A 21,051-nucleotide genomic window follows, 5' to 3' on the forward strand; every position below is an offset into this window, starting at 1 on the left:
GATATGAACAAAAATATTACTAAATACACTGCTGCAGCTTATCTGTCTGCCCTCATGATTTTTACAGGCTGTGCCGGAAAACAGGAAAATAAAGAAGCTGAAAAAGGCTACTGCATCAGCAAAGAGCTTAAAAAAGATATTAAACTGGCCAAAGCAGAAATGCTTCCCATAGAGGAAAGTATTACCCTTACCGGAGAAGTGGAAAGCAATTCGGACAAAACGGTTCCCTTTGTAAGCCTTGTGGACGGAGTGGTGATTGATACCTATTTCTCACTTGGTGATTACGTGAAAAAAGGTCAAACGTTGGCAAGTGTAAAAAGTACCGCTGTGAATGAAATGCAGGATGATACTCAGACCTTGCATGCTCAGTTAGCCGTAGCAAAAAGAAAACTATCCTCTGTAGAAGCCATGTATAAAGATGATATTGCCTCTCAGAAGGATTTGCAGGAAGCTCGTTCCGAAGTAGCCATATTACAATCCAATATTTCCAAGACTCAGAAAAATATGCAGCTGTATTCAGCGGGTGGAAATACCATTCAGATAAAAGCTCCGGCAGACGGATATGTTATTTCAAAAAATATTTCCAAAGGAATGCCAGTTACTGCTGGCGGAGATCAGTTGTTTACCATTTCCAATCTGGATAAAGTATGGGTAATGGCTAATGTATATGCAACCAACATGAGACATGTGTATGTAGATCAGCCTGTAGTAGTAAAAACACTTGCTTATCCGGATGACAGTTTTGCAGGGAAAATCAATAATATCTCTCAGGTTTTTAATGAAAATGAAAGAGTACTGAAGGCTAAAATCATTATGGATAATAACGGAATGAAGCTGAGACCGGGAATGTCTGCGGATGTTGTATTACCGATCAATTCACAAAACAAAAGTGCATTGGCTATTCCTGTAAAGGCATTAATCTTTGATAACAACCAAAGTTATGTAGTCGTTTACAAAAAAGACTGTGAGCTTGAGATCAGACCGGTAACGGAGATTGCTTCCAACAGCCAGTATATTTATGTAGAAGGTAATTTAAAACCAGGTGAAAATGTCATTGCTTCCAACGGACTGCTGATTTATGAAAACCTGAAAAACCAATTAAATAATTCCACGAAGTAATGCGAAAATTTGTCCAGAATATAGTTTCCTTTTCGTTAAAAAACTCACTGATCGTTCTTTTGGGAACTTTTCTTTTGCTGGCAGGAGGAATCTATTCCTATATGCATACTCCCATTGAAGCGTTTCCGGATGTTACCAATACAAGGGTAAGAGTTATTACCCAGTGGCCGGGAAGAAGTGCTGAGGAAATAGAAAAATTTGTCACTTTACCCATTTCCAAAGAAATGAATGCCATCCCGAATAAAACCTCGGTACGTTCTATTTCCTTATTCGGATTGTCTGTGGTTACCGTGATTTTTGATGATCATGTGAATGATTTTTATGCACAGCAATATGCTTCCAATAAATTAGGAAATGTAAATCTCCCCGCCGGAGCAGAGTATAGTATTGAGCCTCCTTCCGGTGCTACAGGTGAAATTTACAGATATATTATCAAAAGTAAACTTCCCATCAAAGAAGTAACAGCCATCCAGGATTGGGTGGTAGAAAGAGAATTGCTTGCCGTTCCGGGTGTAGCTGATGTGGTGAGTTTTGGTGGGGAAGAAAAAACATATGAAATAAAAATTAATCCTACGGAACTACACAATTACGACCTTTCCCCCCTGGATGTGTATGAAGCGGTTTCGAAGAGTAATATCAATGTAGGAGGAGATGTAGTAGCAAAAGGTGATCAGGCTTATGTAGTGCGGGGGATCGGTCTTTTAGAGAAAAAAGAAGATATTGAGAATATTCAGATTGAGGTAAAAGGTTCTACCCCCATTTTGGTAAAACATGTTGCGGAAGTAAAAGTTTCAGCAAAACCGAGATTAGGACAGGTAGGATACAACAAAGAAAATGATGTTGTAGAAGGAATTGTAATCATGCTTCGAGGTGAAAATCCAAGTGAAGTTATTACAAGACTGAAAGACAGAATACAAGAACTTAACGGGGGAGAGCTTCCCGGTGATGTGCAGATTGTTCCGATCATCGACCGTACGGAGCTTGTGAATACTACGGTTCATACTGTTTCCAAAAACCTTATTGAAGGGGTCATTCTCGTTTCTATTATTGTATTTATTTTCCTTTACAACTGGAGAACTACTTTTATTGTAGCATCAGTTATTCCTTTGGCTTTCCTGTTTGCTATTATTATGCTCAAAATTCAGGGGTTGCCGGCTAACCTGATTTCCATGGGAGCATTGGATTTCGGACTGCTTCTGGAAGGAACATTGGTGATTGTTGAACACGTCTTTGTTGCCCTCGAACTTAAAGCCAGGGCGATAGGAGTGCGGAGATTCAATAAGATTTCAAAATTGGGAATCATCAAGAAAAGCGCAGGCAGTGTGGCAAGCTATATTTTCTTTGCCCTGTTGATTCTTATTGTAGCCCTGATGCCAATTTTCTCTTTCCAGAAAGTAGAAGGAAAAATGTTCTCACCATTAGCATTTACGCTGGGATATGCATTATTAGGATCATTGATCTTAAGCTTGACCTACGTTCCGGCCATGTGTAAACTTTTGTTGACGAAAAATATTGAAGAGAAAGAAAACTTTATTTCAAGATTCTTCAGAGTCAATATTTACAGAATTTATGAGTTCAGTGACCGTTACAAAAAAGGATTTATCATTGGCTTCGTTGCCTTGCTTGCCATTTGTGGATGGAGATTTTCCAATTACGGATCTGAATTTTTACCAAAATTAAACGAAGGCGCAATCTACGTAAGAGCAACCCTTCCAAACAGTGTCAATCTGGATGAATCTGTACGGTTGACCAAAGAGATGAAGGAGATTCTCATGAAATATGATGAAGTAAAATTTGTCATGACCCAGACAGGCCGACCGAATGATGGAACAGATCCCACCGGATTTTTTAATATCGAATTTAATATCCAGCTCAAGCCGGAAAATGAATGGAAGAAAAAGATATCCAAAGAAGAACTTCTTGAAGAAATGAGAGTTTCTCTTGAGAGATTTCCGGGAATCAATTTTGGATTCAGTCAGCCGATTCAGGATAACGTGGAAGAATATGTAGCAGGAGTAAAAGCTCCATTGGTGATTAAGATTTTTGGAAATGATCTTTTTGAACTTGAAAATTATGCCAATAAAGTAGCCAATTCCATCAGAACGGTTCCGGGAATATCAGATGTGAATGTTTTCAAAAATATCGGGCTTCCGGAGCTGAGAATACAACTTCACGATTCCAAGATGGCAAAATATGGAGTGTCCACAGCAGATGCACAGGCGGTTATCGAAATGACAATCGGAGGGCAGGCTGCTACGAAGTTTTACGAAGAAGAAAGAATGTTCGACGTAATGCTTAGGTTTGAAAAACAATACAGGGATACTCCTGAAAAGATGGGAAATATTCTCATCCCGACTCAGGATAATAAAAAAGTTCCGCTGAAAGAAATTGCAACCATTGATTATCACACCGGACCGTCATTTATTTACCGTGAAGGAAACAGCAGATACATCGGAGTTGGATTCAATATTGAAGGACGTGACTTGGGAAGTACCATTCAGGAAGCAAAAGAAAAAGTAGATAAGGAAGTAAAGCTTCCTAAAAATCATAAGATGACATGGGCTGGAGAATTTGAAAGTAAAGAAAGAGCAGCAAAACAGCTTGCAATGGTTGTACCGATTTCTTTAGTTCTTATTCTGATGCTGTTGTATTTCAACTTCGGAAACATAAAAGACACGCTGATTTCTTCCATAACATTGGCATTTGCGTTTATCGGAGGATTTTTATCCCTTTGGTTTACGGGAACCATATTCGGAATTTCAGCGGGAATTGGTTTCATCATCCTTTTCGGAGTAGCAACCATAGACGGTATCGTTCTGATAGGAGTCATGAAAGAGAATCTGCAAAACAGAATGTCACTCAAAGAATCTATTGCTCTGGGAGTCAAAAGCAGAATACGTCCGGTAGTGATGATTGCTTTGATGGGATCTATGGGACTTCTTCCGGCAGCGATGTCAAACGGAATGGGCTCTGAAATTCAGAAACCTTTAGCCATTATGATTGTTGGAGGGTTGATCGTCTGTATGCTGCTGTCATTTACAATACTGCCAATTATTTTCCATTATGCCTATCGCAAAAAGCATAAGGAAGCAATATAGTTTCTTTTATTTTGTTCATTATGAGGCTGGGATCCGTGAGGAAGATCCCGGCCTTTTTTGTTATGAGGTTTTTGTAGATTCTAAAATCTCAATATTTTTCACCACATCACTGCTTTCACAATTTTTAAGTTCTTTTAAAAGAGCGGGAGTGAGGATCTTCGGGTTCAGAATTTGTGTAGCAACTTTGGCTGCGGCGTAATCTACGATGCCAATAACTGATTCTCTCAGGAGATTGGGTGTGTTGGATGCAATCACTGCTGTTGCCCAGGAAGTGTCTCTTGCTTTGGATATAGCAAAATCAAGTACAGCATTATCCTTTCCGTTAGAGAGTTTATCAATAAGATCTACAGGATAACAGATTTTATTCAGAGAATCCTGCACATTCTAATTGATGGAAGCAATGACCTTATTAATATTCTCGAAATCTTTTTTCAAAGGATTTATCTTCCGGTAAGGCATTATAGTGGCAGCCGAAATTCCCAGATCCAGATTGATGTGAGCATTCATACCCAAAAATATATGCTGCAATATCAATAGATTCTTGTTTTTAGCAGCTTCAAAAGCAGTGTACCATGAATTGGTGCATCTTTCTCCTTTGCTGTAGCTTTCCCATGCCTGAAGATACCTTTGTGCGAAAGCAATGTCAAGAGATGTCATTCTGGGATTGTCTTCAAATTTTTTCTGCTGGATTCCTCTCAGAACCTGTGCGGTCATGATTCTGTAGGTACAGGCAAAATACCCTGCAGGACTCTTTTTTTCTTTGCACCAGATAATAATTTCATCCAGTTTTTTCAGAACTTCCTCAATGGTTTTCATGATGGTTTTTGTTTATTTAAAGATAATAAAAAAGTGAGCCGGAAAAGCTCACTTTATGTATTGTTCGTTCAGATTATGGGGTGATGATAATTGGATCTGGAAAAGGTTCGAGAACCAGTGGCTTGCACATGGCAGCAGGTTGACAGGTTCCTCCCATGCATATAAAATTTGTCATCGTAGTGGTGCCGTCAGGACATCTGATCATGCCTTCACCGTGGCATCCTCCGGGACATTCTGCCGGATAAAGGGTTCCACCAAATACATCTTTGAGTTCTGTTCTCGAAAGTTTTGTAAAATTCATTTTTTTCATGAGATTAAGTTTTAATTATGGTATTGGTTTGTTGATAACTCGCTTATAATTAGGTGAATAAGTTGAATTGTCAATAAGCTAAAGTAATTAAATTAATTCATTGAAACAAGAGGTATTATTTAAAGTTTTCATATAATTTATAGATAATTGATTGAAATATAGAAGTTTTAAAAATAAATTGTATATTTATTTCCAGACAAAGAGAAATAATAAAGAGGAATCCGAAAATCTTAAAGAGTAGGAAATCAAATTAAACTAAATTAATCATGAAAAATTTAAAAAGCTTAAACAGAAAAGAGTTAAAAACTGTTTTAGGGGGTGCAGCATTAGCCTGTGAAACACCTGTTGATGGAGGATGTCCTGCGGGATATATATTCTGCAGCAATCCTTATTGCTGTTATCCGCCTAGAAAACCGTATATCTGCTTTGATTAATAAAAAAATCCCTCAGTTGAGGGATTTTTTATTTCTTAATGATTTTCTTTTTAAAGTTATTGCTAACTTAAGAGTTCCGGTTAAAATGATAACCCTAAAATAATCAGAACCCGCTTTTTTCATAAATTTCACGAGGTGACTTTATGAAAACATCTTTCCAGGCGTCTTTGCCATTCTTTAATACATATTGCTCAATGATTTTGTAGCCTATATAATATCCTATTGCACCGGGAAGCTTTTTATTAAGTTTTGTCTCTCTGCTCCTGAAAATATCAATTATGTTTCCATCTTCTGAAAATTTATTTTTTTCAAAAAAAGATTTGATCAATTCCATATTTTTTTCGCAAAGTTGTAATTCTGAATTTGTGTAGCCGAGATGTTGAGCAAGTGTATATTTTTTCTTCCAGTATTTTTGATTAACCCAAACGGCAAAACCTTCTCCGATTATGGGTTCCAGTGCAGTCTTGTCATTGTGTTTGTTTGTTTCCATCATAATTTGATGAGTAATTTCATGGGGTAAAATTTGCTCAATACTTTCTAATGATTTATTGTTATCATGTGATAAATCTATCACCATGGCATATCTTCCTAATCCGCCTAAATCAGTCCATGCGGGGCCAAATAAAATATACCAATCACCTTTGGCATCATAACCCGTTAGAGCTTCCATGTCTTTAGAAAACTTATGAAGTGACCTGGTGATTTGTTTTCCATTCACATTTTTGCTTTTTTCAATCCATTTTTCTGTTTGTGACTGGTTTTCGTTTAGCCATTGTACCACTTTGTCAGAATTTCCCAGATATCCATTCCATAGTTTTTGGTAAGGAATATAAATTGAATCTGCATATGCCTTATTCCTTTGAATAGAATCCGAATTTTTGTAGTGCTTCAATATTCTGATTTGTGTTGTAGAAACATCAATAATATTGATGCCTTTTTGCCCAAAAAGGCATTCGAAGAAAATGATTAGGATGATAGATATGTATTTTTTCACATCAATAAATTTTAATGATTTTCTTTTGAGATTTCATCATGATGTTTAAGATATAAAGGCAGTGCTGCTGAACCATACCAAGGGAAAATTTCATAACTAAAGACTCCAGCTTGTACAGCGGGATCTGTTTTTACCCATTGCTCAGCTTCTTCTTTAGACTTGGTATTGAAAATAAACATACCACGGTAGTTTTCTTTATTCTTTTCTAGGAAAGGTCCGGCTACAACAATTTTACCTTCATCTGCCAGCTTACCGATATTGGTCATGTGGCCTTTCATAAGTTCACCCATTTTAGCTTTGTCTTCAATCTTAGCAGAACCTGTTGTCAGCATGACAATAGTATAGGGTTTCATTCCATATTGATCAGCTCCTAAAGAAGTGGCCAGTTCCTGGTTATATTTAGGCTTTTCAGCTTTCTTTTCCTGTGCAAAGGACAGTGCTGATATAAGGAGGGATGCTATTAGTAATGTTTTTGATTTCATCTTGTTTTATTTTGATAAATATAATAAAACCTTAAAGATTTCTGAAAACTAAATTTTAATAATGATATGATACAAAAAAAAACCTCGATGATGACGAGGTTATCTATAATTGTTCTGATAAGAATACTAATCTTTAATTCTTAAAAATTCTTTGGCTAATTCAATCATTTTTGGATCTCCGGTATATTTACCATGTTCATCAGAAAGTTTTACCGTAGGAATCCATTCTTTGTTAGGAGCCTGCACACCGATAAGCTTCATCACAATATTCATTGGTTTCAATCCTACATCATTGGTAAGGTTGGTTCCAATTCCGAATGAGATGCCAATTTTTCCTCTGCAGTAACGGGTGATTTCCTCTACTTTTTCGAGATTTAGTGCATCAGAAAAAATAATGTATTTAAACATAGGGTTGATGCCGTTCTTTTGATAATGGGCAATTGTTTTGTCTGCAAATTCTAAAGCATCGCCGCTGTCATGACGGACACCGTCAAAAAGCTTCGCAAATTTTTTGTCAAACTGCTGGAAGAAAACATCTGTAGTATAAGTATCAGACAATGCTACTCCAAGATCACCTCTGTAAACGTCTACCCAATGTTCCAGCGCCATTTCATTGGCCATTTTGAATCCATATTCAGCAGCATGGAACATAAACCATTCATGAGCGTGTGTTCCGATTGGCTTTACACCGTATTTCATTGCAAAATGAACATTTGAACTTCCGATAAAAGTTGACTCTTTTTTCTGCGTTAAGGCTTCCATTACCAGGTTCTGTACCTTATAAGAATGTCTTCTTCTGGTTCCAAATTCGGCAAATGTTACCCCAAGTCTGCCCAATGAGTCTGCTTTTTCAAGGGTTTTGCTCATTACTACTTCATTGGAATCTCTTTCCATGTGGTTCATTTCATAATGCAGTTCGCTGATCAAAGCAAGCAGCGGAACTTCCCAAAGAATTGTTCTGTACCAAAGCCCTTCTACAATTACGGAAAGGTCGCCTCCCTCCTGATGAATTTTTACTTCAGACGGGTCATAATGATATCCTTCTAAAAAATCGAGATAAGGAAGATCTATATAAGGACATGTTCTCGCCATGAATTTTTTTTCGTCTTTCGTAAGTTTAAGTTCGGCCATTTTATTAACAGCTTCTCTTAAAGCAACGTCAAATCCTTCCGGAAAGTGGTGTTTTCCCCTGTTGATAAATTCATATTTTACAATAGAACTTGGGAATAGTTTTACCACTGCATTCTGCATGGTTATTTTATAGAAATCATTATCAAGGATAGAGTTTAATCTTACGTCGTTCATAATATGTGTAATTTTAACGCAAATATAAAAATAAAAAATAAAATCGCCTAAATGTAAGGCGATTTTTTTGAAATATTTCAATGCTTTTGATGGAGTTATTTTCCAAGATAAGAATTGTACATCCAAACTTCTTTCTCCTGCTCGGTAATATAGTCGCTCATTTGCGAATTTGTACCTTCATCTCCGGCTTCATCAGTAATATCTAAAAGTTCTCTCTGCAGATCGATCACTACTTTGAATGAATTTAGAATCTGCTCAACACTTTTTGTTCCATCAGTAACTTCTTTACTTTCTTTAATGGTAGCTACTTTTAAATAGTCTGAATAGTTGTGTGCAGGAATTGCACCTAACGTAAGGATTCTTTCTGCAATTTCATCAATCTTTAAAACCAGACTGTTGTACAGTTCCTCAAACTTCGGGTGAAGGGTAAAGAATTGTTCTCCTTTAATATTCCAGTGAGAACCTCTTGTGTTCTGATAGAATACAGAATAGTTAGCCAACAGCACATTTAATTTTTCTGAAATTTTTTTACAATCAGCTTCTTTAAGGCCAATGATACTAGCATTTTTCATATGTATATATTTATTTTTTTAAGATCGGATACAGTCACCGCTTCAGTGGAATGAAGACTTGTTATGGTGATTGATAAGTTTATCATTTTGTATATCCCAAATTTACGAAATATCGTGCCGAACTCCTCTGATTATTAATAGATCATAACTATAAGAAAGTTTTTAAATATAGTTTGGATATATCGGATGAGGTTTTTGGAATCTGTTTTGGATTAAAAAGTTATAGATAATTTTTTAATAAGGTAAATTTCATAATTATTTAATACGGTTTTTTTAAAATGTTAAAGCTGTTTTTTTCAATCCCTTTTCCTTTTATATATTAAGTTTCTGTGATTGCCGTATTGAAATGGGGTGTATTTTCCTGTAAGTATTTGATTTTAATTTTTATATAAGTGTTTGCAGATTAAAAAAATATTACTATTTTTGCACCCTAAAATAAAAAGCAATTAAATGCCTACTATTCAACAATTAGTAAGAAAAGGAAGAGCCACGCTTGCCAAGAAGAGCAAATCGGCTGCCCTTGATTCTTGTCCACAAAGACGTGGTGTATGTACGAGAGTATATACAACTACACCTAAGAAACCTAACTCTGCACTTAGAAAAGTAGCAAGGGTAAGACTTTCTAACGGTAAAGAAGTTAACGCCTATATCCCGGGCGAAGGACATAATCTTCAAGAGCACTCGATAGTATTGGTTAGAGGCGGAAGGGTGAAAGACCTACCGGGAGTACGTTACCACATCGTAAGAGGTGCATTAGACACAGCTGGTGTAAATGGAAGAACTCAGAGAAGATCTAAGTACGGAGCTAAGAGACCTAAACCAGGACAAGCAGCTGCTGCACCTGCAAAAGGAAAGAAAAAATAATCATTAAATAAGGTACAAAAGCAATGAGAAAGACAAAAGCGAAAAAAAGACCGTTGTTACCAGATCCGAAATTTAATGATCAATTGGTAACTAGATTCGTAAACAACTTAATGCTTGACGGTAAGAAGTCAATCGCATTCAAAATTTTCTATGATGCATTAGATATCGTAGAAACTAAAAAAGGAGAAACTGAAAAAACTGCACTTGAAATCTGGAAAGATGCACTTACAAATGTAATGCCTCACGTAGAAGTACGTTCTAGAAGAGTAGGTGGAGCTAACTTTCAGATTCCAATGCCAATCAGAGCTGATAGAAAAATTTCTATGGCAATGAAATGGTTAATTAGCTACTCTAAAAAGAGAAATGATAAGTCTATGGCTTTGAAATTAGCTAATGAAGTAGTAGCTGCTTCAAGAGAAGAAGGTGCTGCTTTCAAAAAGAAATCTGATACTCACAAAATGGCGGAAGCTAACAAAGCTTTCTCACACTTTAAATTCTAATTAGAAATGAGTAGAGATCTTAAATTTACAAGAAATATTGGTATTGCCGCTCACATTGATGCTGGTAAAACTACTACTACAGAAAGAATCTTATTCTATACAGGTGTAAACCATAAAATTGGAGAAGTTCACGATGGTGCTTCTACAATGGACTGGATGGAGCAGGAAGCAGAAAGAGGTATTACTATTACTTCTGCTGCAACTACTTGTTCTTGGAACTTTCCAACTGATCAAGGAAAACCTGTTGCAGACACTAAACCTTACCACTTCAACATTATCGATACACCGGGACACGTTGACTTCACTGTAGAAGTAAACAGATCTTTAAGAGTATTAGATGGATTGGTATTCTTGTTCTCTGCAGTAGATGGAGTAGAGCCTCAGTCTGAAACAAACTGGAGACTTGCTGACAACTACAAAGTTGCTAGAATGGGATTCGTAAACAAAATGGACAGACAAGGTGCTGACTTCCTTAACGTGGTAAACCAGGTTAAAGACATGTTAGGATCTAATGCAGTTCCAATCGTTTTACCAATCGGTGCTGAAGAAGATTTCAAAGGTGTTGTTGACTTAATTAAAAACAGAGCTATCATCTGGGATGAAGCAGGACAGGGAGCTACTTTTGAAGTAGTGCCAATTCCTGAAGACATGAAAGCTGAAGTTCTTGAATATAGAGAGAAATTAGTAGAAGCTGTAGCTGACTACGATGAGACTTTGATGGAGAAATTCTTCGAAGATCCAGATTCAATCTCTGAAGAAGAAATCAACGAAGCTCTTAGAAAAGCTACTATCGATTTATCTATTATCCCAATGACTTGTGGTTCTTCATTTAAGAATAAAGGAGTACAGTTTATGTTGGATGCAGTATGTAAATACTTGCCTTCTCCATTGGATAAAGATGATATCAAAGGTACTGACCCAAGAACAGACGCTGAAATTACAAGAAAGCCATCTGTAGATGAACCTTTCTCTGCATTAGCGTTTAAGATTGCTACTGACCCGTTCGTGGGAAGACTAGCATTCTTCAGAGCTTACTCAGGAAGACTAGATGCTGGTTCTTATATCTTGAATACTCGTTCAGGAGATAAAGAAAGAATCTCAAGAATCTATCAGATGCACGCTAACAAGCAAAACCCAGTAGAATATATTGAAGCTGGTGATATTGGTGCAGCAGTAGGATTCAAGTCTATCAAAACTGGTGATACTATGTGTGATGAGAAAAACCCGATCGTTCTTGAATCTATGGTTTTCCCTGATCCGGTAATTGGTATCGCTGTTGAGCCTAAAACTAAAGCTGACCAGGATAAAATGGGTAACGCTCTAGCTAAATTGGCTGAAGAAGATCCAACGTTTACTGTTAGAACTGACGAAGCTTCTGGACAAACGATTATCTCTGGTATGGGTGAGCTTCACTTGGATATCATTGTTGACCGTATGAAGAGAGAGTTCAAGGTTGAAGTAAACCAAGGACAGCCTCAGGTAGAATACAAAGAAAACTTAACAAAAGTTGCTCAACACAGAGAAGTTTACAAAAAACAATCTGGTGGTAAAGGTAAATTTGCTGATATTGTATTTGAATTAGGACCTGCAGACGAAGGTAAAATTGGTTTAGAATTCATCAATGAGATCAAAGGTGGTAACGTTCCTAGAGAATTTGTTCCTGCAATTGAAAAAGGCTTTAAAGCTGCAATGAAAAACGGTCCTTTGGCTGGTTTCGAAGTTGAAGGTATTAAAGTTATTCTTAAAGACGGATCTTTCCACGCAGTGGATTCTGATGCTCTTTCTTTTGAAATGGCTGCTAAATTAGGATTTAAAGAAGCGGGACGTGCTGCTAAGCCAGTAATTATGGAGCCAATTATGAAACTGGAAGTTGTAACTCCGGAAGAATATATGGGTAACATCATTGGTGACCTTAATAAAAGAAGAGGTACTATCAGTGGTCAGGAAGAGAAAAACGGTGCTGTTGTAATCAAAGGTTCTGTTCCACTTTCTGAAATGTTTGGATACGTAACTACTCTAAGAACACTTTCATCAGGAAGAGCTACTTCTTCTATGGAATTAGAGAAGTACCAAGCTACTCCACAAAACGTTGCTGAAGAAATCATAGCTAAAGCAAAAGGTTAATTTTTAAATTAAAGAAATGTCACAAAGAATCAGAATAAAACTAAAATCTTACGATTACAACTTGGTAGACAAGTCTGCTGAGAAAATCGTAAAAACGGTAAAGGCTACTGGTGCTGTTGTAAACGGTCCAATTCCATTGCCAACGAATAAAAGAATCTTCACAGTGTTGAGATCTCCGCACGTAAACAAAAAAGCAAGAGAGCAGTTCCAACTTTCAGCTCACAAGAGACTAATGGATATCTACTCTTCTTCTTCTAAAACTGTTGATGCTCTAATGAAATTAGAACTTCCTTCAGGTGTAGACGTTGAAATTAAAGTGTGATAAATGCATACTTTGCAATGATTATACAAATCCGTTCCTTTTTAGGGACGGATTTTTTTATGAATATTATCCTGATAAGTTTGACCAGGAATAATAAAGCTGATTTGTGAGTTATCAAATCAGCTTTTTTTTTGCATTGTACTTTCTGTAACCATAAAAAGCCTAGAAGGGATAACTCTTAACAATAGGATAGATCTGTTTGGGGATTCTAAAGAGTCCTCAGGAAGGATTAATGATCTGATATTAATAGTTCTTTTTAGGGTGACATATGTCACTCGTGTTTATTTATTTAGAATCAATAAAAATAATAATTTGCAAAAAATTATCAGATGAATAAAGTAGTATCCTTTTCTCTGCTAGTATTGGGTGGAGTTCTGGCCAATGCACAGAAAGTAAATGATTCAATTAAACACAAGAAAATTGAAGAAGTAGAACTATTTGGTGAAAAAAAGAAACAGCCGCAAGGTCTGGATGCAATTACAAGATTGCCTTTGAAAACCAGAGATCAGATTCAGAGTATTTCTGTAATTTCCCATAAAGCAATTGAAGAATTAGGAGCACTTACAGTCACTGATGTTGCCAAAAACGTTCCGGGGGTAACCTTGTTTTCAAGTTATGGTGGAGGAAACGAAAGTATGTCTATCAGAGGATATCGTGGCGTTCCCGTATTGAAAAACGGAGTTCAACTGGATTCAGATTTCCGTACTGCAGGAATGATCACAGACATGCAGGGAGTAGAAAGCATTCAGGTAATCAAAGGATCTGCTGCCATTGGCCAGGGAATAGGAAATGGTCTTGGATCTGCAGGAGGAGTCATCAACGTTGTAACAAAAAGACCACAGTTTATTGATCAGACCAATGTAGGATTCCGTTATGGAAGCTGGGATTTTTACAGACCTACAGTAGACTTCCAGAGAGTATTGGATTCTCAGGGTAAAGTAGCGGTTAGATTCAATGGGGCGTATCAGAATAACAATTCATTCAGAAGCCACGTAAAAGGGGAAAGAATCTATGTAAATCCATCAATAGCTTTCCGTCCGGATGATAAAACATATATCAATGTGGAAATGGATTATCTGCATGATAAAAGAACACCGGACAGAGGAACAATCAACCTCGCTCCAGGAACTGTAGAAGCATTGTATCATATGCCAAAAGGTAAGTTCTTAGGATATACATCCGATTATTCAAAAACTGAGACTTTCAACTTCGCCACTACAATCGTACGTAACCTTACAGATAAATTAAAAGTGAGAGCTGCTTTCGTTAATTCAGTAAGCAATACAGATTCTGAAGCTTCCTCCGTATCATTACCGGCAGGTGAAACCAACTATAATATCAGGCAACGTACTATTGGAAAATCACAAGGTGAAGATATCAATAAAGTATTACAGTTAGACTTCATCGGAGAACAGATAAAAACAGGATTTATCAACCACACATTTCAGGTTGGTTTTGACTGGAGAGAAACTGAAACTTCATCTACAACCTATGAAGCATATAAAAACTCAATCGCACCAGGAAATTTAATTACAGCACGTGCTACAAAAATTGGAAACACAACCTACGCGGCTAATCCACTTGATGTTTTTGATGTGGTAAACGGAAGTATTCCAAATCAGCTTCCTGTGAATGTTATCTATAAAAATCTTGGTAGATCAAATGCTGTTTTAACTCCAAGTATCGGTGCAATGGCTCAGGATGTAATGACGATCGGGAAATATGTAAAAGCACATGTAGGACTTCGTTACAGCAGATTAAATGGTTCCACTAATGAATCTGTAGATACATGGAATCCTAATTTCGGATTAATCCTTTCACCACTTCCAAATGTTAATGTATTTGGATCATATACAACGACAACATCTTTAAGATCTTCCAATAACTTCCTTTTAGACGGAGGTAGAGTGGGTCCATCAATGACTAAACAGTGGGAAGCTGGTATTAAATCAGACTGGTTTAATGAACGTTTAAGATTTAACGTAACAGTATTTGACATCAAAACAGATCACCTTTCTTTCACTATTCTTGACGAAAACTATAACCCTGTTGTGATCAACAAACAAACGATGTATGGTCTTGCAGGAAACCTTCGAAGAAAAGGAGTTGAAGTAGAATTGATTGGTAGAATTCTTCCAAACCTTCAGGTGATGTCAGGATGGGCTTATCTGGATGCACAATATCAGGACAGCCCAGCTTACATGAACGGGTCAGCACCCATGAATGCTCCTAAACACACCGCAAACGGATGGCTGAATTATAAATTCAATAAAGGGACTTTATCAGGGCTTGACGTAGGAGCAGGAATTTATTATGTTGGAAAAAGGCCGGTTGATGAATGGACTCAGAAAACGTTTACAGCAGGTCACCTGAACAGTGTGAAACCTGGAGATAAACCTTTCGACATGCCGGAATACACAACAGTAGACGCGCAGGCAGGTTATTCACTGAAAAATGGAATGGGAATAAGAGTATTCTTTAACAATATCTTTGATAGTGTGGGATACAGCTCATATTTCAGAGGAGGCTATATCGATCAGATTCAACCTAGAAACTTTGCTGTACAGGTAAACTATAAATTCTAATCAACAAAATCATTTATTATGAAAAGCATCAAAACACTATTCTTCGCATTGGCTCTTGGAGCAGCAGCAATATCATGCTCCGGAGACAAAAAGAAAGGAATAGATTACAACCAGTTCAAAACAGAAGTGAAACTGACTGCTGAACAGGAAAAGAACTTCAATGACATCACTGCAAAATATCAGCAGCTTCAGGTCCAGGCAGCAAAAGCGCAGGGAGGGAATATGGACCGTGTAGCTTTAGGAATCAAAAACGAAGAACTTAGAGCACAGCAGTCTATTGAAATGGCTACTGTTTTAGATGCCCCACAGATGGAAAAGTTCAATAAATTTATTGATGAAAATTCCAGAAAAAGACCGAGATACGACAACTCATTATTAGAAAGAATCAAAACGGAAGCTCAGCTTTCTGAAGATGAATTCAAAGTAGTAAATGCAGCGAATGATGCTTTTGAAAAAGCCTTCAATGATGCTCACGATGTCTATCACGGAAATAATGATCTGGCAAAAGAATACTGGGTGAAATTTGATGCCCAGAGAAAGCAGGTAATTCAGAAAGCCTTAAGTCCTGAACACTTTTCAAAATTCGAAGAAATTGTAAAAGATGTTCAGTTCAAAGGAAGAAAATAAACGACATTGATACCAATGAGGGCTGGAAGCAGGAAGAAGGAAATGGATATGCTATTAGGTTAAAAGTTCTTGCTGCTTTTAAGAAAACGTATTCAATTTGGTGAATGTAGATTAAAGTTAAATTGTAAGACTTTAGCCTGCAATAACTTCCATCGAGAGCTTTATGCTTCCTTGCCCGAATTTGTATTAACTTTTTTTAATTTATTCATATCAATTTTAATTTAAAACATTAAGACGGTACTACTGTCTTAATGTTTTTGCTGTTAAACAATGAGATTATTATTCAAAAGCCTTTACAGGAAAAGAAGAAAAAATGAATCGGTTACCAAATATATGATGTGGATTATTCATCTCTGGCTGGGACTTTTACCCAGTGCTGTTGTTTTTGTAATGTGCCTTACCGGATGTCTGTATGCTTTCAAAAATCAGATCAATGATTTTAGCAACAGGGATAAAATTTATATCAGCCAAGGTTCAGGAGCAGTTATGAACCCAGATTTGATTCAGGCAGAATTATTAAAACAGAATAAAGAACTCACTTCCCTGATGATTCCCGATGATAACGGGAAAAGCTATGTGATTGGTTACCGTGAGAACAATTTGGATAAAAATACTTATTATAACCAGTACACAGGAGAACTTCTGGGGCAGGCTGATGTTGGTTCCACTCAGTTCTTTGAAACAGTTCTCGATCTTCATAGAAATCTGATGATGGGAAATGTGGGAAGACAGATTGTTGGGGCATCGGTTTTGATTTTTTGTGTTCTGCTGATCTCGGGGTTAATTCTTTGGCTTCCGAAAAAGCTAAAGTTTTTGAAACAAGGATTAACGGTCATGTTCAAAGCCAAATTCCAACGGGTTAATTATGATCTGCACAATACGCTTGGTTTTTATACCTTTCTAATGCTTTTCTTTATTGCTGTTACCGGATTATATGTCACTTATCCATGGGTGAAGAATGGACTTATTGTAAGTCTTGGTGGATCATCCATAGACAATATTTCAAAAGAAAAAGATAATGGAGAGGATGCTTTTGGAGGTCTTCTGGAAGATATGCTTCAAAAGCAGGATGAAAAGAAAAATCTGAAAAATGCTGAGTCAGCTTCCATTGATAAAATTTTGAAACTGGCAAACCATCACTTACCTTACCATGCTGTCACAAGTATTGAACTTCCTAATAAAGAAAATCCAAGGTATGTTGTAATCAAGACAAGCAGGCAGAATCTCCTTGGAATGATGTTTCCGGATGAAGTAACTTTTGATAAAACCGGAGTTTTCAAAACAAAAGAATCATTCTCAGACAAGCCTTTGAACAAACAGTTTACAGCTTTGGCCAAACCCTTACATACCGGAGAGATTATGGGACTGCCAAGTATTATTCTCTACTTTATTGTTTCTCTTATTGGATGTTCTCTGCCAGTGACCGGGTTTCTTATTTGGTGGCACAAATTCCGAAAAATGAAATAAAAAGATGAAGATAAAACAACCCTGAAATATTTAGATACCTCATATTCATTATCTTTTCCCGTTTTCAGATTAATTTTTTATACATTTAATATTCTAAAAACAAAGATCATGGGTCATAAAGGGAATCGTTTTTTTGAAAAATTTTCAAACTGGGCTGTAAAATTTACAGGAAGTGCTTATGCTTTTGTCGGGGCATTTCTAATTGTAGTGGTATGGGCAGTTTCCGGTCCTTTCTTTGACTACTCTGAAACCTGGCAGCTGGTAATTAATACCGGAACAACAATCATCACCTTTCTCATGGTATTCCTGATTCAGAAGGCTCAGAACAAAGATTCGAAAGCCATACAAATCAAACTGAATGAACTTATTGCGGCTCATGAAAAAGCAAGCAACAGAATTGTAGATATTGAAGATCTTACAGAGGCAGAATTGGATCAGCTTCACATCTATTATGAGAAACTGGGTGAACTTGCCAAAAAAGATACAGATATTCATATGTCTCATTCCATTGATGTTGCACAGATAAATCATGATTATAAGTATGAGTTTTTTAAAAGAAGACATGAAGAATGGATGCAGAAACAGGAGCAAAAAAAGGAATCTAAATGATTCCTTTTTTTTTATTTATTTTAAAACTGTTATCTCATAAAATAGCTGAAATAACTACAGCTTCCCATCAGGTTTTTCGTTGTTTCAGTATCAGAATACTGAGCTTTCAACAGAGCGAAATAAGTTCTGTATTTTTGGTTTTTAAGGTTGTCCATTTCTTTTTGGCGGGCATCTTCTTTTTCAGACCATTTAGGGTCGGAATAATCAAAATCTTTTGGAGCTTTGGCTTCATACTGGTAATATTTACCCTGTTCAGCACTTGCCATCTGGAATAAAATTCTTGCTTTTTCTTCCTTGTTGTTGGAAAGCTTAAGTGCCTTTTGATAGTAATTGATACTCAGATCAAAATTATCAGGTTCAATATAAGAAGTGTCCAGGAAGTTTTTATAATAATACTTGTAAGGGTTCTTTCTGTTGGTGTTCCAGAAGTTGTATTTACCTCCGTTGCTGTTGTCGATATCCATTACAAACAATTCACGGTAATATCCTAGAATAGAAGTATTGTACAGTAAGTTACCGATAAGCTGATTGGCTTTTGCTGCTTTTTCACCCGTACCGTTTCCAATTTTTTTCAATTGAATCAGTGCATCAGCAAGTTCAAGTTTATCCATGCTTGTTTTGATAAAAAGGAAATCGGTATAATTTTCAGCTTTCATACTCTCTGCATCTGGACTTCCGAAGCTTTCCCAGACATTATGCCCGAATACGAGATCTGAAATGTTTTTAAATCCGTCATATTCTGCAGGCGTATATTGTTTTGGAGTGATGTTTTGACCATTCTTTTCGGTCCATTCATAATTTTGTCTTGGAATGCCGGCAAAGCTTTTTGCTTTTTCATAATAAGATTTCGCTTTTTCAAAGTCGGCAAGTCTCATTGCTCTGTCTCCGTAAATGGTACTGAAGAATGCATCTACATTACCTACGTTGTCCATATTTTTCGCAATGATCTGCTGCTCAAACTGGGTTTTATTAGGCTTTCTGTAAAACTCTTCTACGCTTTTTACTAAAGTGGAGTTAGGATTGTACTGAAGATCAGAGAGCTTATTGTTCATCAGGAATGATTTTCCGTCTTCACCTTGAAGGAAATAACGATTTGCCATAACGTCCTTAAGGAAATCAGCAGTAGAAGGTACTTCACCATAATAATCAAAATTATCTGTAGTGGCTGTATCTTTTTCTACCTTTTTCTCCACAAAATATTCAGCATAATCTTTCATTAGATGATCTTCATATTTTGCATCAATTCTTGGCTGGGAAACAATATCATTCAGAACTTTCATTCGTTTGATCTCTTCCAGGTATTCAGGATTAGTTGTTTTGATATCATTCAGGATTTCCGTGCTTTCTTTGTAATCCTTGTTCAGGAATTTAAGATAAGCATCCGCAATCTGCCAGTATTCATCCTTAGATTTTTCTTTGGTTTTGCTTGTGAATTTTTCAAGATCATCAAGGTAATCCTTCATCTTATCATCATACCCATAACCAGAAGTAGTATAAAAAGGAATTCTGTTTGGATTGTCAAGTAATTCATCATCACTCTGATCTGTTTTACTTCCATCAGCAGATTTTTTAGATTTTGAACCTCCGAAGAGATTTTTAAAGAATCTTACAATCTTTTGCCAGAAAGAAAGTTTTTCCTCTTTTACTTCAGTTTTAGTCGTGGTGTTAGCATCTTTTGAAGTCGTATTGGTATCCGCTTTTCCTCTTTGTATATACGGATTATTGGCAGCATCTGAAGTATAATAATAAGTAGGAAGGTAACTTCTTTCCAGTTCATTGATGCTTCTGGCTGCCATTACCTTCAGAATTTCAGAGTCAGGGTTTATTTCATACATCTTTTCCATCGTAGGAATAGGATTGTTGAAGTCCTCATATCCCAGAAGGAAATAAGCCATATTCTTTTCTTCATTGGTATTGGCTCTTTTCATGATATTGCTGAAAGAGGCAGTGTCAGAAAGTTTCATAGAAACAAATGCAGATTCCTTACGGTCTTTGCTGTTCATGAATACCTGGAAGAAATTCCAGTTGGCATCGCTGTTCATTTCCAATCCTCTTTGTGCTCCTCCCAGCTGGTCCAGAGACATGAAGTAAACTGATCCTTTTAGTTTTATAGGGGCAACATAGGTTTTGAAAGCCTGTACTGCAGAATCATAGTTTCTTGTATAATGATTCAGACGTACCAGCTGATATCCATAACGTTGTTTGATTTCAGGGTTTCTTGCTGCATTATACAAAGAAGTTAATGCGGCAATGGTTTTATTATAATCAAGAGCTGTAGCATTTTTTCTGTTGGCATCCCGGTCGTAATAAAATGAATTATCATTTTCAACATAATTGATACTCATATAAGGTTCCAGATATTTGGCCTCAATTAAATAATCAATACCTTCCTTGTATTTCTGATAAAATCCGGCACCCAGTTTTTGTAAAAGAGGATTGCTTGGATTTCCGTTCTTTAAAGCATTCAGATCGTTCATACTGATCTTATACACTAGATTCTGAGTCTCAGAATAGCTAAGCTGATTGTTGAAAAACTTTTTCCATGTTTCCACATTATCATCAGGAATCAGTGCCGGGTTGTATCCTCCATAGAATCTGCTTGAGTAGCTGTGCAGAAAAGGGAGATAAGCCTTGTCTTTGATGATGGTTTGTGTAAAAAGGTTGAAGTAATCATAATCAGGATCTGACCACGCGCAGGCATCAGATTGTGTATAGAAAAGTGATACAACCGCAAGTGAAAGAATGTACTTTTTCATAGGGTTTGTAGTGTGTTTTTTAGTTTCTTAATAGTTTATGGTTTGGTCTTGACAGTTGGTGTGTCTC

At 36.7% G+C, this 21,051-nt stretch carries 17 protein-coding genes and 1 pseudogene; 11 read left to right on the plus strand and 7 right to left on the minus strand.

All coding sequences use genetic code 11. The features are described from left to right. Window positions 1-3 precede the first annotated feature (3 nt). The gene (locus LKL37_RS17255) at window positions 4-1,119 is read left to right on the plus strand and encodes an efflux RND transporter periplasmic adaptor subunit (RefSeq protein ID WP_431611726.1); all 1,116 of its coding nucleotides are present in this window, start codon (window positions 4-6) and stop codon (window positions 1,117-1,119) included. Then, window positions 1,119-4,217, plus strand: coding sequence for an efflux RND transporter permease subunit (locus tag LKL37_RS17260; RefSeq protein WP_431611727.1), 3,099 nt, complete (start codon window positions 1,119-1,121; stop codon window positions 4,215-4,217). The genes LKL37_RS17255 and LKL37_RS17260 overlap by 1 nt, the downstream gene beginning before the upstream one ends. A 60-nt stretch (window positions 4,218-4,277) precedes the next feature. Here LKL37_RS17260 and LKL37_RS17265 read toward each other — a convergent pair. Together LKL37_RS17265 and LKL37_RS17270 are read right to left on the minus strand one after the other, a co-directional pair. Next, window positions 4,278-5,033: pseudogene (locus tag LKL37_RS17265) on the minus strand (DUF5995 family protein). A gap of 73 nt (window positions 5,034-5,106) precedes the next feature. Continuing rightward, window positions 5,107-5,343, minus strand: a complete 237-nt coding sequence (locus tag LKL37_RS17270) for a hypothetical protein (protein ID WP_255813641.1) — start codon at window positions 5,341-5,343, stop codon at window positions 5,107-5,109. Window positions 5,344-5,609: 266 nt separating this feature from the next. On the opposite strand from LKL37_RS17270, the gene LKL37_RS17275 reads away from it, so the two are divergent. After that, window positions 5,610-5,777: a bacteriocin-like protein gene (locus LKL37_RS17275; RefSeq protein ID WP_156106412.1), complete on the plus strand. Its 168-nt coding sequence runs from the start codon at window positions 5,610-5,612 to the stop codon at window positions 5,775-5,777. A gap of 103 nt (window positions 5,778-5,880) precedes the next feature. On the opposite strand, the gene LKL37_RS17280 is transcribed toward LKL37_RS17275, so the two are convergent. The 4 genes from LKL37_RS17280 to LKL37_RS17295 form a co-directional block, all read right to left on the minus strand. Continuing rightward, window positions 5,881-6,771 (minus strand): DUF2268 domain-containing putative Zn-dependent protease, encoded by an 891-nt coding sequence (locus tag LKL37_RS17280; RefSeq protein WP_431611728.1) that lies wholly within the window; start codon window positions 6,769-6,771, stop codon window positions 5,881-5,883. Between the two features lie 11 nt (window positions 6,772-6,782). Then, window positions 6,783-7,253 (minus strand): YciI family protein, encoded by a 471-nt coding sequence (locus tag LKL37_RS17285; protein WP_431611729.1) that lies wholly within the window; start codon window positions 7,251-7,253, stop codon window positions 6,783-6,785. 126 nt (window positions 7,254-7,379) lie between these two features. Further along, entirely contained in the window at window positions 7,380-8,558 is a 1,179-nt protein-coding gene (gene pncB, locus LKL37_RS17290; RefSeq protein WP_431611730.1) for a nicotinate phosphoribosyltransferase, read from the minus strand. 95 nt (window positions 8,559-8,653) lie between these two features. Continuing rightward, window positions 8,654-9,130 carry a Dps family protein gene (locus LKL37_RS17295; protein WP_431611731.1) on the minus strand — a complete coding sequence of 159 codons (477 nt, stop codon included), beginning with the start codon at window positions 9,128-9,130 and terminating at the stop codon, window positions 8,654-8,656. 450 nt (window positions 9,131-9,580) lie between these two features. On the opposite strand from LKL37_RS17295, the gene rpsL reads away from it, so the two are divergent. The 8 genes from rpsL (at window position 9,581) to LKL37_RS17335 (ending at window position 18,228) form a co-directional block, all read left to right on the plus strand. Then, complete coding sequence (rpsL, locus tag LKL37_RS17300; RefSeq protein ID WP_002983146.1) at window positions 9,581-9,994, plus strand: 30S ribosomal protein S12; 414 nt, start codon at window positions 9,581-9,583, stop codon at window positions 9,992-9,994. 23 nt (window positions 9,995-10,017) lie between these two features. Beyond that, on the plus strand, window positions 10,018-10,494 hold the full coding sequence (gene rpsG / locus LKL37_RS17305; protein WP_034677991.1) for a 30S ribosomal protein S7: 477 nt from the start codon (window positions 10,018-10,020) through the stop codon (window positions 10,492-10,494). A gap of 6 nt (window positions 10,495-10,500) precedes the next feature. Next, window positions 10,501-12,618 (plus strand): elongation factor G, encoded by a 2,118-nt coding sequence (gene fusA / locus LKL37_RS17310; RefSeq protein ID WP_414845925.1) that lies wholly within the window; start codon window positions 10,501-10,503, stop codon window positions 12,616-12,618. 16 nt (window positions 12,619-12,634) lie between these two features. Further along, window positions 12,635-12,940, plus strand: a complete 306-nt coding sequence (gene rpsJ / locus LKL37_RS17315; protein ID WP_002661363.1) for a 30S ribosomal protein S10 — start codon at window positions 12,635-12,637, stop codon at window positions 12,938-12,940. Between the two features lie 329 nt (window positions 12,941-13,269). Next, window positions 13,270-15,525 (plus strand): TonB-dependent siderophore receptor, encoded by a 2,256-nt coding sequence (locus LKL37_RS17320; protein WP_431611732.1) that lies wholly within the window; start codon window positions 13,270-13,272, stop codon window positions 15,523-15,525. Window positions 15,526-15,543: 18 nt separating this feature from the next. Beyond that, window positions 15,544-16,152 carry a hypothetical protein gene (locus LKL37_RS17325; RefSeq protein WP_431611733.1) on the plus strand — a complete coding sequence of 203 codons (609 nt, stop codon included), beginning with the start codon at window positions 15,544-15,546 and terminating at the stop codon, window positions 16,150-16,152. A 270-nt stretch (window positions 16,153-16,422) separates the two neighbouring features. Continuing rightward, window positions 16,423-17,619 carry a PepSY-associated TM helix domain-containing protein gene (locus LKL37_RS17330; RefSeq protein WP_431611734.1) on the plus strand — a complete coding sequence of 399 codons (1,197 nt, stop codon included), beginning with the start codon at window positions 16,423-16,425 and terminating at the stop codon, window positions 17,617-17,619. Window positions 17,620-17,727: 108 nt separating this feature from the next. Next, complete coding sequence (locus LKL37_RS17335) at window positions 17,728-18,228, plus strand: low affinity iron permease family protein (protein WP_431611735.1); 501 nt, start codon at window positions 17,728-17,730, stop codon at window positions 18,226-18,228. Between the two features lie 29 nt (window positions 18,229-18,257). On the opposite strand, the gene LKL37_RS17340 is transcribed toward LKL37_RS17335, so the two are convergent. After that, entirely contained in the window at window positions 18,258-20,984 is a 2,727-nt protein-coding gene (locus tag LKL37_RS17340) for a hypothetical protein (RefSeq protein ID WP_431611736.1), read from the minus strand. Window positions 20,985-21,051: the final 67 nt, after the last annotated feature.

Source organism: Chryseobacterium sp. 'Rf worker isolate 10' (genome assembly GCF_050753305.1).
Taxonomy (GTDB): domain Bacteria; phylum Bacteroidota; class Bacteroidia; order Flavobacteriales; family Weeksellaceae; genus Chryseobacterium.

Coding starts and splice junctions, on each gene's coding strand:
- LKL37_RS17295 (WP_431611731.1), bottom strand. CDS start 9,130: ATGAAAAATGCTAGTATCATTGGCCTTAAAGAAGCTGATTGTAAAAAA.
- LKL37_RS17320 (WP_431611732.1), top strand. CDS start 13,270: ATGAATAAAGTAGTATCCTTTTCTCTGCTAGTATTGGGTGGAGTTCTG.
- LKL37_RS17275 (WP_156106412.1), top strand. CDS start 5,610: ATGAAAAATTTAAAAAGCTTAAACAGAAAAGAGTTAAAAACTGTTTTA.
- rpsL (WP_002983146.1), top strand. CDS start 9,581: ATGCCTACTATTCAACAATTAGTAAGAAAAGGAAGAGCCACGCTTGCC.
- fusA (WP_414845925.1), top strand. CDS start 10,501: ATGAGTAGAGATCTTAAATTTACAAGAAATATTGGTATTGCCGCTCAC.
- LKL37_RS17285 (WP_431611729.1), bottom strand. CDS start 7,253: ATGAAATCAAAAACATTACTAATAGCATCCCTCCTTATATCAGCACTG.
- LKL37_RS17255 (WP_431611726.1), top strand. CDS start 4: ATGAACAAAAATATTACTAAATACACTGCTGCAGCTTATCTGTCTGCC.
- LKL37_RS17330 (WP_431611734.1), top strand. CDS start 16,423: ATGAGATTATTATTCAAAAGCCTTTACAGGAAAAGAAGAAAAAATGAA.
- LKL37_RS17270 (WP_255813641.1), bottom strand. CDS start 5,343: ATGAAAAAAATGAATTTTACAAAACTTTCGAGAACAGAACTCAAAGAT.
- LKL37_RS17325 (WP_431611733.1), top strand. CDS start 15,544: ATGAAAAGCATCAAAACACTATTCTTCGCATTGGCTCTTGGAGCAGCA.
- LKL37_RS17335 (WP_431611735.1), top strand. CDS start 17,728: ATGGGTCATAAAGGGAATCGTTTTTTTGAAAAATTTTCAAACTGGGCT.
- rpsJ (WP_002661363.1), top strand. CDS start 12,635: ATGTCACAAAGAATCAGAATAAAACTAAAATCTTACGATTACAACTTG.
- rpsG (WP_034677991.1), top strand. CDS start 10,018: ATGAGAAAGACAAAAGCGAAAAAAAGACCGTTGTTACCAGATCCGAAA.
- pncB (WP_431611730.1), bottom strand. CDS start 8,558: ATGAACGACGTAAGATTAAACTCTATCCTTGATAATGATTTCTATAAA.
- LKL37_RS17260 (WP_431611727.1), top strand. CDS start 1,119: ATGCGAAAATTTGTCCAGAATATAGTTTCCTTTTCGTTAAAAAACTCA.
- LKL37_RS17340 (WP_431611736.1), bottom strand. CDS start 20,984: ATGAAAAAGTACATTCTTTCACTTGCGGTTGTATCACTTTTCTATACA.